13 protein-coding genes are annotated in these 13,862 nt (G+C 37.9%); 11 read left to right on the top strand and 2 right to left on the bottom strand.

Features of this window, described 5'->3' with window-relative positions:
• Window positions 1-35: 35 nt before the first annotated feature.
• Complete coding sequence (locus AVJ19_RS10405) at window positions 36-1,388, bottom strand: TrkH family potassium uptake protein (RefSeq protein WP_111859643.1); 1,353 nt, start codon at window positions 1,386-1,388, stop codon at window positions 36-38.
• A gap of 8 nt (window positions 1,389-1,396) precedes the next feature.
• Window positions 1,397-2,050, bottom strand: a complete 654-nt coding sequence (locus AVJ19_RS10410) for a potassium channel family protein (protein ID WP_111859644.1) — start codon at window positions 2,048-2,050, stop codon at window positions 1,397-1,399.
• A gap of 322 nt (window positions 2,051-2,372) precedes the next feature.
• Here AVJ19_RS10410 and AVJ19_RS10415 point away from each other — a divergent pair, with 322 nt between their 5' ends.
• From AVJ19_RS10415 to AVJ19_RS10470, 11 genes are all read left to right on the top strand, one after another.
• Window positions 2,373-2,912, top strand: coding sequence for a hypothetical protein (locus AVJ19_RS10415; RefSeq protein ID WP_111859646.1), 540 nt, complete (start codon window positions 2,373-2,375; stop codon window positions 2,910-2,912).
• Window positions 2,913-3,022: 110 nt separating this feature from the next.
• A complete protein-coding gene (locus AVJ19_RS10420) occupies window positions 3,023-3,541 on the top strand; it encodes a hypothetical protein (RefSeq protein WP_111859647.1) in 519 nt (172 codons plus the stop codon).
• Window positions 3,542-3,602: 61 nt separating this feature from the next.
• Entirely contained in the window at window positions 3,603-4,112 is a 510-nt protein-coding gene (locus AVJ19_RS10425; protein ID WP_111859648.1) for a hypothetical protein, read from the top strand.
• Window positions 4,113-4,213: 101 nt separating this feature from the next.
• Window positions 4,214-4,942: a UTRA domain-containing protein gene (locus AVJ19_RS10430; protein ID WP_171334194.1), complete on the top strand. Its 729-nt coding sequence runs from the start codon at window positions 4,214-4,216 to the stop codon at window positions 4,940-4,942.
• A 385-nt stretch (window positions 4,943-5,327) separates the two neighbouring features.
• Complete coding sequence (locus AVJ19_RS10440; RefSeq protein WP_111859650.1) at window positions 5,328-6,371, top strand: putative 2-aminoethylphosphonate ABC transporter substrate-binding protein; 1,044 nt, start codon at window positions 5,328-5,330, stop codon at window positions 6,369-6,371.
• A gap of 95 nt (window positions 6,372-6,466) precedes the next feature.
• The gene (locus AVJ19_RS10445; protein WP_111859652.1) at window positions 6,467-7,690 is read left to right on the top strand and encodes an ABC transporter ATP-binding protein; all 1,224 of its coding nucleotides are present in this window, start codon (window positions 6,467-6,469) and stop codon (window positions 7,688-7,690) included.
• On the top strand, window positions 7,684-9,399 hold the full coding sequence (locus AVJ19_RS10450; protein WP_111859653.1) for a putative 2-aminoethylphosphonate ABC transporter permease subunit: 1,716 nt from the start codon (window positions 7,684-7,686) through the stop codon (window positions 9,397-9,399). The genes AVJ19_RS10445 and AVJ19_RS10450 overlap by 7 nt, the downstream gene beginning before the upstream one ends.
• Before the next feature lie 126 nt (window positions 9,400-9,525).
• Window positions 9,526-10,680 (top strand): TIGR03364 family FAD-dependent oxidoreductase, encoded by a 1,155-nt coding sequence (locus tag AVJ19_RS10455; RefSeq protein ID WP_111859654.1) that lies wholly within the window; start codon window positions 9,526-9,528, stop codon window positions 10,678-10,680.
• Window positions 10,681-10,736: 56 nt separating this feature from the next.
• Window positions 10,737-11,885 carry a 2-aminoethylphosphonate--pyruvate transaminase gene (gene phnW, locus AVJ19_RS10460; RefSeq protein ID WP_111859655.1) on the top strand — a complete coding sequence of 383 codons (1,149 nt, stop codon included), beginning with the start codon at window positions 10,737-10,739 and terminating at the stop codon, window positions 11,883-11,885.
• Window positions 11,886-11,944: 59 nt separating this feature from the next.
• Window positions 11,945-12,760, top strand: coding sequence for a phosphonoacetaldehyde hydrolase (gene phnX / locus AVJ19_RS10465; RefSeq protein WP_111859657.1), 816 nt, complete (start codon window positions 11,945-11,947; stop codon window positions 12,758-12,760).
• Between the two features lie 318 nt (window positions 12,761-13,078).
• Window positions 13,079-13,843: a glutathione S-transferase family protein gene (locus AVJ19_RS10470; protein WP_111859658.1), complete on the top strand. Its 765-nt coding sequence runs from the start codon at window positions 13,079-13,081 to the stop codon at window positions 13,841-13,843.
• Window positions 13,844-13,862 lie beyond the last annotated feature (19 nt).

Below are 13,862 nucleotides of genomic sequence, written 5' to 3' on the forward strand. Positions count from 1 at the left end.
TTTTGAACGGTTTTTTATGTCTTAAATACAAGAGATTAACCCACCTGAATTTCAGCATTTGGATGGCTAACTCGGCTTTTATTTGGTGTTGCAATCAAATATGCCAAAGTCAAAGGGCCGAGTCGTCCTGCAAACATCAGCAGCATTAGTGTAATCAAACTTCCTGTGTGTAAGTCCTCAGTGACTCCACGTGAAAGACCAACTGTACATGCTGCTGATACTGCTTCAAACAATAAATCTAAGAATTTTTTATTCGGTTCAAGTACCAAAAGAGTAAAGAAACCAATCAAAATTAACAGTGAATTAATCGCAATAACTGCCAATGCTTTAAAAGTGGCTTGATGGGAAATAGAGTGACCAAATACGGTGATTTCATCTGAGCGTTTTAAAAAGGTAATCACACTTAAAATCATGATAATAAATGTCCCAATTTTAATACCACCTGCAGTACTCAAAGAGCCACCACCAATAAACATGAGTACCATCGTGACCAAGGTCGAAGCATTGCTCATATTACCTACTTCTAGACTGTTAAAGCCAGAAGAACGAGGTACGGTCGCATGGAACCAAGCATTTAAAGCTTGATCTCCAACAGACATGGGTGCGAGTGTTAAAGGGTTAGAAGCTTCGATCAGCCAAATTGTCACAAAAGCAAATAAGTTCAAACCTGCAATGGTTGATAAAACCAATTTGCTATTGGCGGAGAGTTTTTTCCACTTTTTAGCACGCCGAATGTCCATCAGCACCACAAAACCAATTCCTCCGATCATATACAACATACTGATGGTTAATGTCACCATATATTGATCAGAGAAACTCATTAAACTATTGGGAAATAGTGAAAACCCACCATTATTAAAGGCAGAAATACTATAAAAAAGTGCATAGAAAAATGCATGTTGGATATCGTAATGATTTGACCAAGCAATGGTTAAAATAATCGTACCAATTGCCTCAAAAAATAAAGAATAAATCAGTACGCCTTTAATGGTCGTAGTCGCTTTGGATAAACTAGTTTGCCCAATAATTTCTTGTGCCATGACTTGCTGTTTCAAACCGACCCGTGATGACAAGCTAAGTGCCGCCAAAATTGCAAAAGTCATAAAGCCTAGACCGCCACATTGGATCAACAGCATCACGACCACTTTACCAAAAGTTGTGAAAGATTCACCAATATTCACTACGGATAAACCTGTAATGGTCACAGCCGATGTTGCAGTAAATAGGGCATTAATCCAAGAAAGCTCCCCATGATGGGCAAAAGGCAGCTTCAGCAGTAAGGTGCCGATGATAATGAAACTTAAAAAACCTAAGGCAAGTAAACTCGGTGGACTGAGATTAATACGATTATGCTTTTTATTGATCAACTCTTTTTTAGATAAACGCATAATTCATTCTATAAGAAGCGATTAGAAAGTTGTCGTAATTGTTCTACAGGACCCTCAACAATCAAAATGTCTTTTTCCTGTAAAATCGTGCCTGGTGCAATCTGGTAGAGCACATGTGAACCACGTTGCAATAATAAAGTATGAATTTCGTTATTTGTATCATCCATCAAAGTTTGAAATTGTGCACCTTGTAAATTGGATGCGATTTCAATTTTCACAATATAACGTTCATTATTCAATGCCATATAACGGCGCACCATCGGATAGCTCAAAGATTGAGCAACACGGATGCCCATATCTTCTTCAGGATGAATAATTTGATCCACACCTAGGTGTGATAAAATCATGTGATGTGCTTTAGACTTGGCTTTAACCAAAATTTGGTTAATACCTAAATTCTTTAAATGCAACACACATAAAATACTTGCTTCGATATCATCACCAATCGCAACCACCACAGCATCACAATTTTGAACATTTAACTCTTCAAGTACATGTTCATCAGTTGCATCAGCAATGACAGCATGACTGATTTGATCAGCAATATTTTCTACATTCTTTTTTAGGGTGTCGATCCCAATCACATCGTGATTTAAATGCGTCAGTTCTAGCGCCACTGTACCGCCAAAACTTCCTAAACCAATGACTGCAAATAGCGCCATAATTAACCTATCCTTACACTTGTAGATCAATCAATTAGAATGTGTAAAAGTATTTGATCTGGTATTTTCTGGCGCTATTTTATCGTTAAAGCGAGATTCAGCCAATTGATTCAGAATTTAAACTTTTAAAAACAGCAATTTAATTATTTTAAAAAAATAAAAAAATTATTAAATTCAATACTATATTTTTATTTAATTATTTCAAAAAACCAACTGAGTATAGTGATAATGTATATTTTTACCCGTAAATATTGGCAGAATGTCATCATAATTAAATGCACCTGACATAAAATTCAGCTAAGAAAAACAATAGGTCAGCAACATGGATGATAAAAAAATTTATAAAATTCTACAACATTGGTTTCCATTGCTCAAAAATGCAGATATTCCAAAGAAAAAACATCGGCAAAATTTTGCAGATTTTATGCAATGGATGAAAGATGCAAGTTTTGCAAATCATTCTTATATCATGAAAATGCAACCTGATTGTTTTTTTGAAAATGAAATGCAGCATTCAACAATTTTGCAAGATTTTCAAATTGATATAGCACGATTGAAAAAGAATATTGCAGCCAAAGCAGATCCAATTTTAGCGCATTTTGAGCAGCATAAAGCGGTGATTGGACGTTATTATAATGTCAATGATCAAATTTTAGATATTGTTTTAGAAGAAGTTTTAACTGTAGCAGAGCAAATTCAGTTTGCGCTTTTGTTGGTTTATGCTGACGATTATTATTGGTGCTTAGTCCCGAATGATGAAGCAAAGATAGAAAAATTTTGTAAATCTTTTAATAAGCAATTTAAAGATCAAAATATCATGATTGAACACTATGAACGTTATATTTGTAGCCGATCAACATAGCTCAACTTTATGAAAATTAGAGCTTTACAAAATTTAACGGCTTTTAACGTACGATTCTGTTTAATTATGGGCTCACTTTTTAAAATAAATCACAACATAAGATCAAGACCATGACACAAAATATTTATGAACTTTTTCAAGATATTATTCCTGAACTTAAACAGCAAGCTTTACCTGAGTATCTTAGCAATCCAGAAGATTTAGATGAGATGAACAGTTGGGATCTTTATTATGCCTTTGGTGAGTGGATGAATGAATCTATTCATATTTGGCATTATATTGAAATGACAGAATTTCAGAATCATGATATTGAAGATAATTATTATTTAATACAAAAAAATGTGGATACTCACGCGATTGAGCAGCAGATTGCACAGGCAGTCGATCAGTTGTTTGAACAGAATAAAGGTAATCAACATATTGATTTATTGGATGAAACCTACGATATTTTCTTTGATACTTTATGTGCTGTTGCAGAGCAGCAGCAATTGTCTTTATTGGTTGTTGTGAAAGAAAATCCTGATTGGATGTTTATTCCCAAACAAAGCGATGAAAAATTAGCTGAAATTGCTGAATTGTTTAATGCAACGTTTAACGAGGATGAAGATTCGACAATGGTTGTCTATTAAACCCAATTCGATCTTGTATTTCCTTATTTATATTAAAATATCACAACATAAGATCAAGACCATGACACAAAAGATTTATGAAACATTTCAGGAGATTTTTCCTGAACTAAAACAGCAAACTTTACCTGAAGATTTAACTGAATTTACAGTTTTTGAAAATTGGGTAAATCAAGATTATTCTTTTATTCAATATGTTGAAATCAAAGAATATGATATCAATGGGATTAATGACAGTACAGTATTTAAACAAAAACAAGTGGATATAGAAGCTTTAAATCAAGCGATTGATACAGATGTTGGTGTGCTTTTTGACAGCTTAGAAGAAGATCAATTTGATGAAGATTATGATTTTGAAGCTCGCTTTGAAATAGAACAAAAAGTAGAAGAAATCTTATTTGATCAAATCAAACATTTTGCTGAACAAAAGCAACTGACATTATTGGTTATTTTTCGAGAAAATCCATATTGGTTGCTTGTACCTTCACAAGATGAATTGCAATTACAAAAGATTGTCAATGAATTTAATCAGTGTTTTGGTCAAGATGGTGATTTAACCATGGGTGTGTATTAAGACCGTCGCCTGTATTTCACCGCTATTTTTATTTTTTAAATGTCATCGCATCGACTTAATATTTGGGTATATTAGTAGAAATTTTCACAAAATAAATCAGTATGTCTGTCCAAGAAACATCTTCACGTGTTCCTAAATATATTGCGATTCGTGATGCCATTGCCCATGAGATCGAATCGGGGCAATGGAGTGCCAATACCAAACTTGCTTCAGAACGTGTATTGATGGAGCAGTTTGCAACCACACGAGTTGCAGTGCGTGAAGCTTTGTTGGCTTTGGAAATGGATGGACTGATTTATCGTTTAGACCGCCGTGGTTGGTTTGTGCGTGCACCGCGCATTATTTACTGTCCACAATCGACCAAAAGTTTTAACCAATATGTAACGGAACAGGGCGGTGTACCAAGTACCGAATTGATTTCTGCGGAATTGGTACAAGCAACGGCTTGGGATGCAACACATTTAAAAGTGAATGTGGGCGATGACATTTATTCGATGTGGCGACGTCGTAGTATCAATGGACGTCCTGCGGTAGTAGAACATTTACGGATTAATGCAAGTTTATTTCCTGAGTTTTTAGAACAAAATTTAGAAGATTCAATCACGATTCTGATGGCAGAACATTATCAACGTCAATTAACCCGTGCGCATATCAGCCTTTATCCAACTGCTTTGTCGGAGCAACAAGCCAAGGCTTTACATGTCAATGTGGGCAGTATGGGCTTGTATATTTGCCGTACCAATTGTGATCAAAATGGGGTTATAACCGATGTTGACCAAGAATATTGGCTGCATGATGTGCTTGATTTGCATTTTGAAGCGTCAGAATAAAGTAATGTGAGTGTACAAAATTTTTTGTAATTTAATTTGGATAAGATTTAGTTGTGACGGAGTCTTACTTCAAAAGTTTTAATTTCAGGATTAGCCTTCGGCTCGACCTACTTTTCTTTTGGGAAAAGTAGGCAAAACCATTGTCCTTCGCAAAACTCGTCAACTACCGAATATTGATTAATTATGTCGTAGAAACATTAACTTAATTATGTAGTCTTGCCTCAAACAGTTGCGAAGGACGTTTCCGCGTATCAAATTTCGAGAGGAATTTAATTAGAAAAACGGATAAAATAATCAATCTGGTTTAAACCAGATTAATTAAACTGTCACAAACTTTTGTTGAAATACAGCTTATCAAGAAGCAGCATTCGTTAGGAATGTCACCATGAGCCCGTATTTAAAACAGCAGCAAAAGAAGCTCCTCGCAATTGGCACAAGTATTGTATTGGCTTGCGTCAGTGCCGCATGTACCACATCTTCAACTTCAAACGATGTTGAGCAAATCACGGTTTATACCGCCGTAGAAGCGGATCAACTGAAGCGTTATCAATGGGAATTACGCAAAGCGCATCCTGAATTAAAAGTAAAATGGGTACGTGATTCGACAGGTGTGATCACTGCGAAATTATTAGCCGAACAAAAAAATCCACAAGCCGATGTGGTAATGGGCTTGGCGTTGACGAGTTTATTGGTCATGGAAAAAAATGACTTATTACAGCCATATCGTCCAAAAAATGTTGAACAACTGAAAACTGACTTTTATAGCCAAAAAGACATTCCGACATGGACAGGGATGACCGCTTGGGAGTCGGCTGTCTGTGTTAATAAAGTAGAACTTGAAAAGAAAAAATTACCGATCCCGCAAACATGGCAAGACCTGACTAAACCGATTTACAAAGGTTTAATCGTGATGCCAAATCCTGCATCGAGTGGCACGGGTTATTTGGATGTCACGGCTTGGGTGCAGATTTTTGGTGAAAAGCAAGCTTGGCAATATATGCAGGCACTTGATCAAAACATTTCTCAATATGTGCATTCAGGCTCGAAGCCTTGCAAGATGGCAGCGCAAGGAGAAACGGTCATTGGCATTTCATTTGGTTATCCGGGATTTAAACTTAAATCTCGTGGTGCACCTTTAGAAATTGTCTATCCGAAAGAAGGCTTAGGTTGGGAAATGGAAGCCTCGGCGATTGTCAAAGGCACGAAAAAACTCAGTAGCGCAGAAAAGTTTATTGATTGGACAGTCAGCCAAGCAGCCAATGAGGCTTATGCACAAAACTTCTCAATGGTGGCGCATCAAAACGTACAGAGCAAAAATGCAGACTTCCCGAAAAATTTGTCACAGCAGTTGGTGAAAAATGATTTTTATTGGGCAGCCGAGCAGCGTGAATCAATTTTAAAACAATGGTCAGCACTATTTGAAAAGTAATGAATCATTCAGAATTAATTATTCAAAACGATTTATTTAAAACAAATGATTTTCAACAAGATATTCCAAATTAAGCATTAAAAATCAGGTGCAACATGCAAATTCCATCGCATTTACAAAATAGCAGGACAGGGCAAGCCATGCCAAATTCGGCAGGGCATCTGCTCTCAACCTTAAGAACATTTAAAATGGCAGAATCTAAAACTTTACTCGAAGCGATTGATATTCAAAAATCATTTGGTTCAAGTCGGGTATTGGAACATATTAATCTTGACCTCAAAGCAGGTGAGTTTGTCAGCTTTTTAGGTCCATCGGGTTGTGGAAAAACCACCTTGCTACGCATCATTGCAGGGCTTGAACAGCCTGATTATGGCAAGGTGATTAAGCAAGAGATTGATATTACTCATTTCAATACAGCAAAACGTAAATGTGGCATCGTATTTCAAAACTATGCACTTTTTCCGAATTTAACCGTGGCGGAAAATATTGCATTTGGTTTGCATAAGAAAGATTGGACAACACAAGAGATTCAATATCGTGTGAATGAATTATTGCACCTGATTGAATTGCCGAACATTGCAGAAAAATATCCCAATCAATTGTCAGGTGGTCAGCAACAGCGTGTGGCTTTAGCCCGTGCGATTGCGCCGAATCCTGATATTTTACTTTTGGATGAGCCTTTATCCGCTTTAGATGCTTTGGTGCGTTTAAATTTGCGTCAGAAAATTCGCAATATTCAGCGTCAGTTGAATCTGCCTGCGATCATGGTCACGCATGATCAGGAAGAAGCTTTGAGCATTTCTGATCGTGTTGCGGTGATGAATAAAGGTGTGATTGAGCAACTCGATACGCCACATAATATTTATTATAAACCGCAAACACGTTTCGTGGCGCAGTTTATCGGTTCGATGAATTTTATGCAGACGGTGGCTGTCGATGCACATCATTTGAAAATGGATGAGCAATCACAGATTGAATTTCCGCATTTAACATTTGCCAAAGATGAGCAATTCGAAATCGCTTTTCGCCCTGAAAATGTCAAACTTGTGAATGAAAATCAACCATCGAATGAATATTTAAATTTAGCCGTTCGTATTGTCAATACTGAGTTTTTGGGTGCAAAACGCCGTTTATTTTGTGTGATTCAAAATCAAAATGCATCAGATGGCAGTGTTTCGGATGGCAATGTTTCAGATGAGCATGTTTTACAAGTCGATGTCGATCATCAACAGATGACGATTGTACAAGATGACATGGTTTTACAAGTGCCAATTCGTGCTTTGCATGTATTTGATGCACGAGGGCATGCGAGATGTTAAATCAATCTGCTGCCGATGCCTTATTAAAAACGCAGACAGCGCATCGTTCTCGTTATTCATTGCGTTCAAGTGCAGTGTTATTTGTTGCAGCGATTCTATTAACGTTGAGTTTGATCGCACCTTTAATGGTGTTGATGCAAAGCGCATTTTTAAATGAACAGCATCAGTTTGTTGGTTTTGAAAATTTTGCCGCTTATTTTTCCAATCCTGCTTTGATCTCATCCATTTTCAATTCGATGTGGATTGCCATTACAGCGATGTTGATCACGGTCAGCTTGGCAAGTGTTTATGCTTTTGCATTGACCAATTGCAATATTCGAGGCAAAGCTTTCTTTAAAGCTGTGGCATTTTTACCGATTCTTGCACCTTCGATATTGCCTTCTTTGGCATTGGTCTATTTGTTTGGTCAGCAAGGCGTGTTCAAGGGCATCATGGGCGAGGTGCAGATTTATGGACCGCTCGGCATTCTGATCAGTTATTGCTTTTGGCTGTTTCCGGCTATGGTGATGTTAATGATGGGCGCATTTCGTCATATAGATCAACGCTTGATTGAAGCTTCACATGCCTTAGGAAAAAATACTTTAGAAACCCATTGGGCAGTGACATTTCCTGCGATTCGCTACGGTTTAGTCAGTGCCTGTTTGGTGGCATTTACCTACGTCATTACCGATTTCGGGATTCCCAAAGTGATTGGTGGCTCATTCAATATGATGGCATTGGATGTGTATAAGCAGATTATTGGTCAGCAAAATATGAATATGGGTGCTGTGATTTCGATCTTGTTGCTATGTCCTGCGGTGTTGGCATTTATCTTTGATCGTTATCAAAGTCGTCGTCAGGAACGTTATCAAAATTTCCAAATTCAGCCTTATCGTCTACGTGCCAATCCTCGCATTGAAAAAGCCTTAACCGTATTTTGTGGTGTAATTTCAGGTGGTATTTTACTGATCATCATCACTGCGATTCTTGCCTCATTCATTCGCTATTGGCCTTATGATTTGTCACTGACGTTCAATCATTATCGCTTTGACTATGTCGATGGTGGCGGTTGGGCAAGCTATTTTAACTCGATCAAATTGGCTTTGTTTAGCACTGTTTTTGGAACGATTTTAATCTTCATCATTGCCTTATTCAGCACTCGTTTTAAAGCACATCCTTTGCTGAAAAATTATGTGCAAGTCTTGGTATTATTGCCTTTAGCAGTACCGGGATTAGTATTGGGTATTGCTTATATCTTGTTCTTCAATGCACCGCAAAACCCTGTGTCTTTGCTGTACGGTACGATGACGCTGTTGGTGATTTCGACCATTATCCATTATTACACTGTGCCACATATGACGCTGACTCATGCGATTCAACAGATCCCGAATCAACTTGATCATGCAGCGCAAAGTTTGGGGACTTCACATTGGACCATGTTTCGCAAAGTCTATTTACCTTTAACCTTTCCTGCGCTATGCGATGTGTCGGTGTATTTATTTGTCAATGCCATGACTACGGTTTCCGCTGCGATTTTCCTTTACTCACCTGATACCAATTTAGCGTCGGTGGCAGTGCTAAATATGGATGATGCAGGCGATACCGTGGCTGCGGTTGCCATGAGTATTTTGATTTTACTGACATCATGTGCCGTCAAGTTGCTGCATTGGTTGCTGACTCGAAAAATGATGGCATCAAGCCAACGATGGCGTGAGCAGACCCATTCATAAACCATTGATAACAGATTGATCATTCAACATTAACTTTTAAATTTTTAAACCATTTGAATTAAACGCTTGTTTTCAGGCGCTCGGGATTTTGCGTCCTGAAAAAAGTAAATAAGGTAGAAAAGTAGCATGAATACAGCACAATTTGACTTAATTATTGTCGGTGCAGGGATTTTAGGATTATCCGCAGCAATCCAAGCAGCAGAGCAAGGATTAAAAGTGCAAGTCTTTGAAAAAGATGCACAAGCTGTCGGTGCAACGCGCCGTAACTTTGGCATGGTTGGAACATCAACACTCAGTCGTCCCGATGCGAAATGGCGTGAATATGCTTTGGCAACCCGTGAATTTTATCAACGAATTCAAGCACACACCGATATTTCATTTCAACAGCGTAATGGCTTGTATGTGGCAAATACAGAACTTGAATGGCAAGTGTTAAACGAGTTTGCTCAAGCTGCACCTGATTATCAGATTCCTGTGAGTTTATTATCAAAATCACAACTATTTGATCAATATGATTATTTAACCCCTGAAGCGGCACTTCGTGGTGGCATGGTATTCCATGAAGATTATTCCGTTGAGCCACATTTGGCCGGTCAGCGTTTATTGCAATATGCTGAAAAAATTGGCGTGGAAATTCAGTGCAATGCATGCGTGGTACAAACACAGTCAAGCCAAGACATGGCACGTATTCACTTAGCAACAGGGCAAACCTTCACGGCAAATAAAGTTCTGATTTGTCATGGTGAAGTGACGCAATTGCTCTATCCCGATCTCTTGCAACAAAAAGGCTTATTGCGTTGTGCCTTACAAATGACACTGACCAAACCACTCAACGTGAATCTCAATGCGTCGATTTATTCAGGTTTGTCGATCTCTCGTTATCCTGCTTTTGAAATTTGCCCAAGCCATCAAGACCTACGCAACGAATCACAAATCGGTTTGGTTGAAAAATACGGCATTCATATTCTGATTAAACAAAATCAATTTGGACAAATTATTTTGGGCGATAGCCATGAATATTATCCAATTGAAGATGTACCACAATTTAATCAACGTGAAGAAATTAACCAATTTATTTTGCAATATTGCAAAGAAAACATTGGCTTGCAACTTCCTGAAGTTGAAGCTCGTTGGAATGGTTATTACCTGACCCATCCAACTGAGTTGGCATGCGTAACGGAAGCTGAACGTAATATTTTCCTTGTCAGTGCAATTGCAGGAAAGGGCATGACCACAGGCGCAGGTTTTATGAAAGAAATGTTAGAAAATTATATTTTTTAATCTGGTTTAAACCACATTGATTTATACTGTACAAAATTGAACAAAGGTTAGGCGAAATGAACGCAAAAATTGAACTTGAAAACGAAATTGCAAATCAAATGAACAATGAACTTGAGAATAAATACTTATTGCTGACACCGGGCCCCTTGTCGACTTCGACAACTGTGCGCCGTGTGATGCAACGTGATTGGTGTACGTGGGACAAAGAATATAATGCTTTGGTTCAGGATATTCGCAGTCGTTTGGTGGCTATGGCGACAGCACAACCTGAGCAATATAGTGCGGTGTTGATGCAAGGTAGTGGCAGTTTTTCTGTTGAATCCGTCTTAGGTTCTGCGATTCCCAAAGATGGCAAAATTTTAATCATCAATAACGGTGCTTATGGTGCGCGCATGGTGCAAATGGCACGTTGCCTGAACATTGATGTGGTGGAATTACGCTATCCTGAAATGCAAACTCCTCAACTTGCAGATATTGAAAAAGCGCTTGAAGATGAAAGTATTAGCCATGTGTCATGTGTGCATTGCGAAACCACAACAGGTTTGTTGAATCCAATTCAAGAGATTGGACGCATTGTCAAAGCGAAAAATAAAGTATGGATCGTCGATGCAATGAGTTCTTTTGGCGGTGTGCCAATGGACATTGCAGAACTTGAAATAGATTTCCTGATTTCAAGTGCCAATAAATGCATTCAAGGTGTACCGGGTTTTGGTTTTATTTTGGCAAAACGAGAGCAATTACAGGCATGCAAGGGTTTGGCACGTTCAGTCAGTCTAGACCTTTATGACCAATGGAACACGATGGAACAGCAGGGTGGTAAATGGCGTTTCACCTCACCAACCCATGTGGTACGTGCATTTTATCAAGCCTTGCTCGAGTTGGAACAAGAGGGCGGTGTTACTGTACGTTATCAGCGTTATTTGCATAATCAGCAACGCCTAGCGACAGGCATGCAAGCACTTGGTTTTGAAATGGTCTTAGATCAAAACACACCGCAATCTCCAATTATCACCACATTCCTTTATCCAAATGAAGCCGATTTTAACTTCCAAGCCTTGTATGAAAATCTGAAACAAGCAGGTTTTGTGATCTATCCCGGCAAAGTCACCGATTTAAATTGTTTCCGTATTGGCAATATCGGTGAGGTTTATTTGGATGATATTGAACGACTTTTAACAGCGATTGAGCAATATTGTCAGGCTTAATTTTATTTTCACAATTTATTTATATATCAATTTAATACACAAACTTTTAGGACAAACTTATGAACATTTCACATTCAGCATTACAAGCAGTTGTTTTCGATTGGGCAGGTACGACAGTAGACTTTGGTTCACGTGCACCAATTTTGGCATTCATGGCGTTATTTGCAGATAACAAAGTTGAAATTTCAATTGAAGAAGCACGTGCGCCAATGGGTTTAGAAAAACGTGATCACATTGCAGCTGTGTTAAAAATGTCACGTGTTGCAGAGGCATGGAAACAAGCACATGGTGCGGAAGTGACTGTTGCAGACATTGACCGTTTGTATCAAGACTTTATTCCGTATCAATTAAAAACCATTCCAACCTGTTCGAAGTTGATTCCGGGTGCATTAGAGGCATTTGCAGATATTCGTGCGCGCGGTGCAAAAATTGGCAGTAATACAGGTTATGCGTCGATGATGATTGGTCAATTGGTACAAGATGCGGCAGATCAAGGTTATGTACCAGACTGCATTATCACCGCAAGTGATGTGAAACATGGTCGTCCATATCCTGAGATGTTGTGGAAAAATTTGATTGAATTGGATGTGTTAGATATTAAAACTGTGGTGAAAGTGGATGACACAGTGGTTGGTATTGAAGAGGGTTTAAATGGTGGTTGTTGGACAGTGGGCTTAGCCGTGAGTGGTAATGAAGTCGGTTTAAGCTTTGAAGAATGGTCTGTACTTTCTGCAACTGAGCAAGCTCGTTTAAAAGAAAAAGCCTATGCAAAAATGAATGCTTCAGGCGCACATTATGTAATTGATAGTATTGCTGATCTGCCTGCAGTTTTGGATGCGATTGAACAGCGTCTAGCAAATGCTGAAAAGCCTTAAAAGACATTAATCTTGCCGTTAAAAAATACCAGTTTTTTACAACTGGTATTTTTTGTAAATGAATATTCATTCTTTTTAATGTCAAAAGTATGTTTGGTTTTTAATATAAACATTAAAATTAGTTGATATTTAATGTATAAAATCCATCTAGTATCAGCTTATTTTTTTTAACATCTCCTATTTTTTAATAAAAATTGACTCTTTATTGGAATTTTTGAACAAAATGTACATTGTAATTTCCCAAGTGAAAAGTTAAAGTAGATGTAATCACTTGGAATTATCCTAAGGCTTTGATTAAAAAAATAATTTGGAGAATTTATGCGTACCCTTTACCAATTTCCTTTGTCGCATTACTGTGAAAAAGCGCGTTGGTTACTTGATCATAAAGAAATAGATTTTGTAGCACAAAATATGATACCAGGGGTGCATCGTGCATTTGCTCAATTAAAAACAGGGCAAAATAAATTACCAATTTTAAAAGATGGCGAACGCTGGATCGCAGATTCTACCCAAATTGCTTTGTATTTAGATGAACAATATCCTGAGCATACTTTGCTTCGTTTAGATGCTCAATTACGCCAAAATGCTTTAGAAATCAATGAAATTTCCAATGCGTTAGGGCAGCATGTACGCCGTTGGGGTTTAGCGCAAGCACTATCAACTAGTGATGAGCCTTTGGAAATTATGTTGGGTGAAAAAGGTTATTTACGTCAGTTTGAAAAATTTTCCAAACCTATTTTAAAAACTTTGGTTTCAAAAAGTTATCAGTTAGATGCGGAAAAAGTTGCTGAATCTAAAAATAAAATAGACGAAATTACGCAACAGCTCAATGCTAAACTTATTGAAAATCAATGTCGCTATTTGGTTGGTGATCGCCTAGGTTTGGCAGATATTGCAGTCTGTTCGATGCTTGCTCCATTGTTATTTTTAAATGGGACACCTTGGGAAGTTGAGTCTGAGGATAGTGTGTCAGAAGAAGTTAAAAATTATAAAAATGAATTGCTTAATCTGCCTCTTGGGCAATATGTACAGCGTATTTATATGACTGAGCGTAATGCGCGAGTCGATTGGCGTGGTATATAGTTGGTTTGGTTGGTGGTAT

This window comes from Acinetobacter sp. CFCC 10889, assembly GCF_003268395.1.
GTDB lineage: Bacteria > Pseudomonadota > Gammaproteobacteria > Pseudomonadales > Moraxellaceae > Acinetobacter.

Coding starts and splice junctions, on each gene's coding strand:
- phnX (WP_111859657.1), top strand. CDS start 11,945: ATGAACATTTCACATTCAGCATTACAAGCAGTTGTTTTCGATTGGGCA.
- AVJ19_RS10470 (WP_111859658.1), top strand. CDS start 13,079: ATGCGTACCCTTTACCAATTTCCTTTGTCGCATTACTGTGAAAAAGCG.
- AVJ19_RS10405 (WP_111859643.1), bottom strand. CDS start 1,388: ATGCGTTTATCTAAAAAAGAGTTGATCAATAAAAAGCATAATCGTATT.
- AVJ19_RS10410 (WP_111859644.1), bottom strand. CDS start 2,050: ATGGCGCTATTTGCAGTCATTGGTTTAGGAAGTTTTGGCGGTACAGTG.
- AVJ19_RS10445 (WP_111859652.1), top strand. CDS start 6,467: ATGCAAATTCCATCGCATTTACAAAATAGCAGGACAGGGCAAGCCATG.
- AVJ19_RS10450 (WP_111859653.1), top strand. CDS start 7,684: ATGTTAAATCAATCTGCTGCCGATGCCTTATTAAAAACGCAGACAGCG.
- AVJ19_RS10430 (WP_171334194.1), top strand. CDS start 4,214: ATGTCTGTCCAAGAAACATCTTCACGTGTTCCTAAATATATTGCGATT.
- AVJ19_RS10425 (WP_111859648.1), top strand. CDS start 3,603: ATGACACAAAAGATTTATGAAACATTTCAGGAGATTTTTCCTGAACTA.
- phnW (WP_111859655.1), top strand. CDS start 10,737: ATGAACGCAAAAATTGAACTTGAAAACGAAATTGCAAATCAAATGAAC.
- AVJ19_RS10440 (WP_111859650.1), top strand. CDS start 5,328: ATGAGCCCGTATTTAAAACAGCAGCAAAAGAAGCTCCTCGCAATTGGC.
- AVJ19_RS10420 (WP_111859647.1), top strand. CDS start 3,023: ATGACACAAAATATTTATGAACTTTTTCAAGATATTATTCCTGAACTT.
- AVJ19_RS10415 (WP_111859646.1), top strand. CDS start 2,373: ATGGATGATAAAAAAATTTATAAAATTCTACAACATTGGTTTCCATTG.
- AVJ19_RS10455 (WP_111859654.1), top strand. CDS start 9,526: ATGAATACAGCACAATTTGACTTAATTATTGTCGGTGCAGGGATTTTA.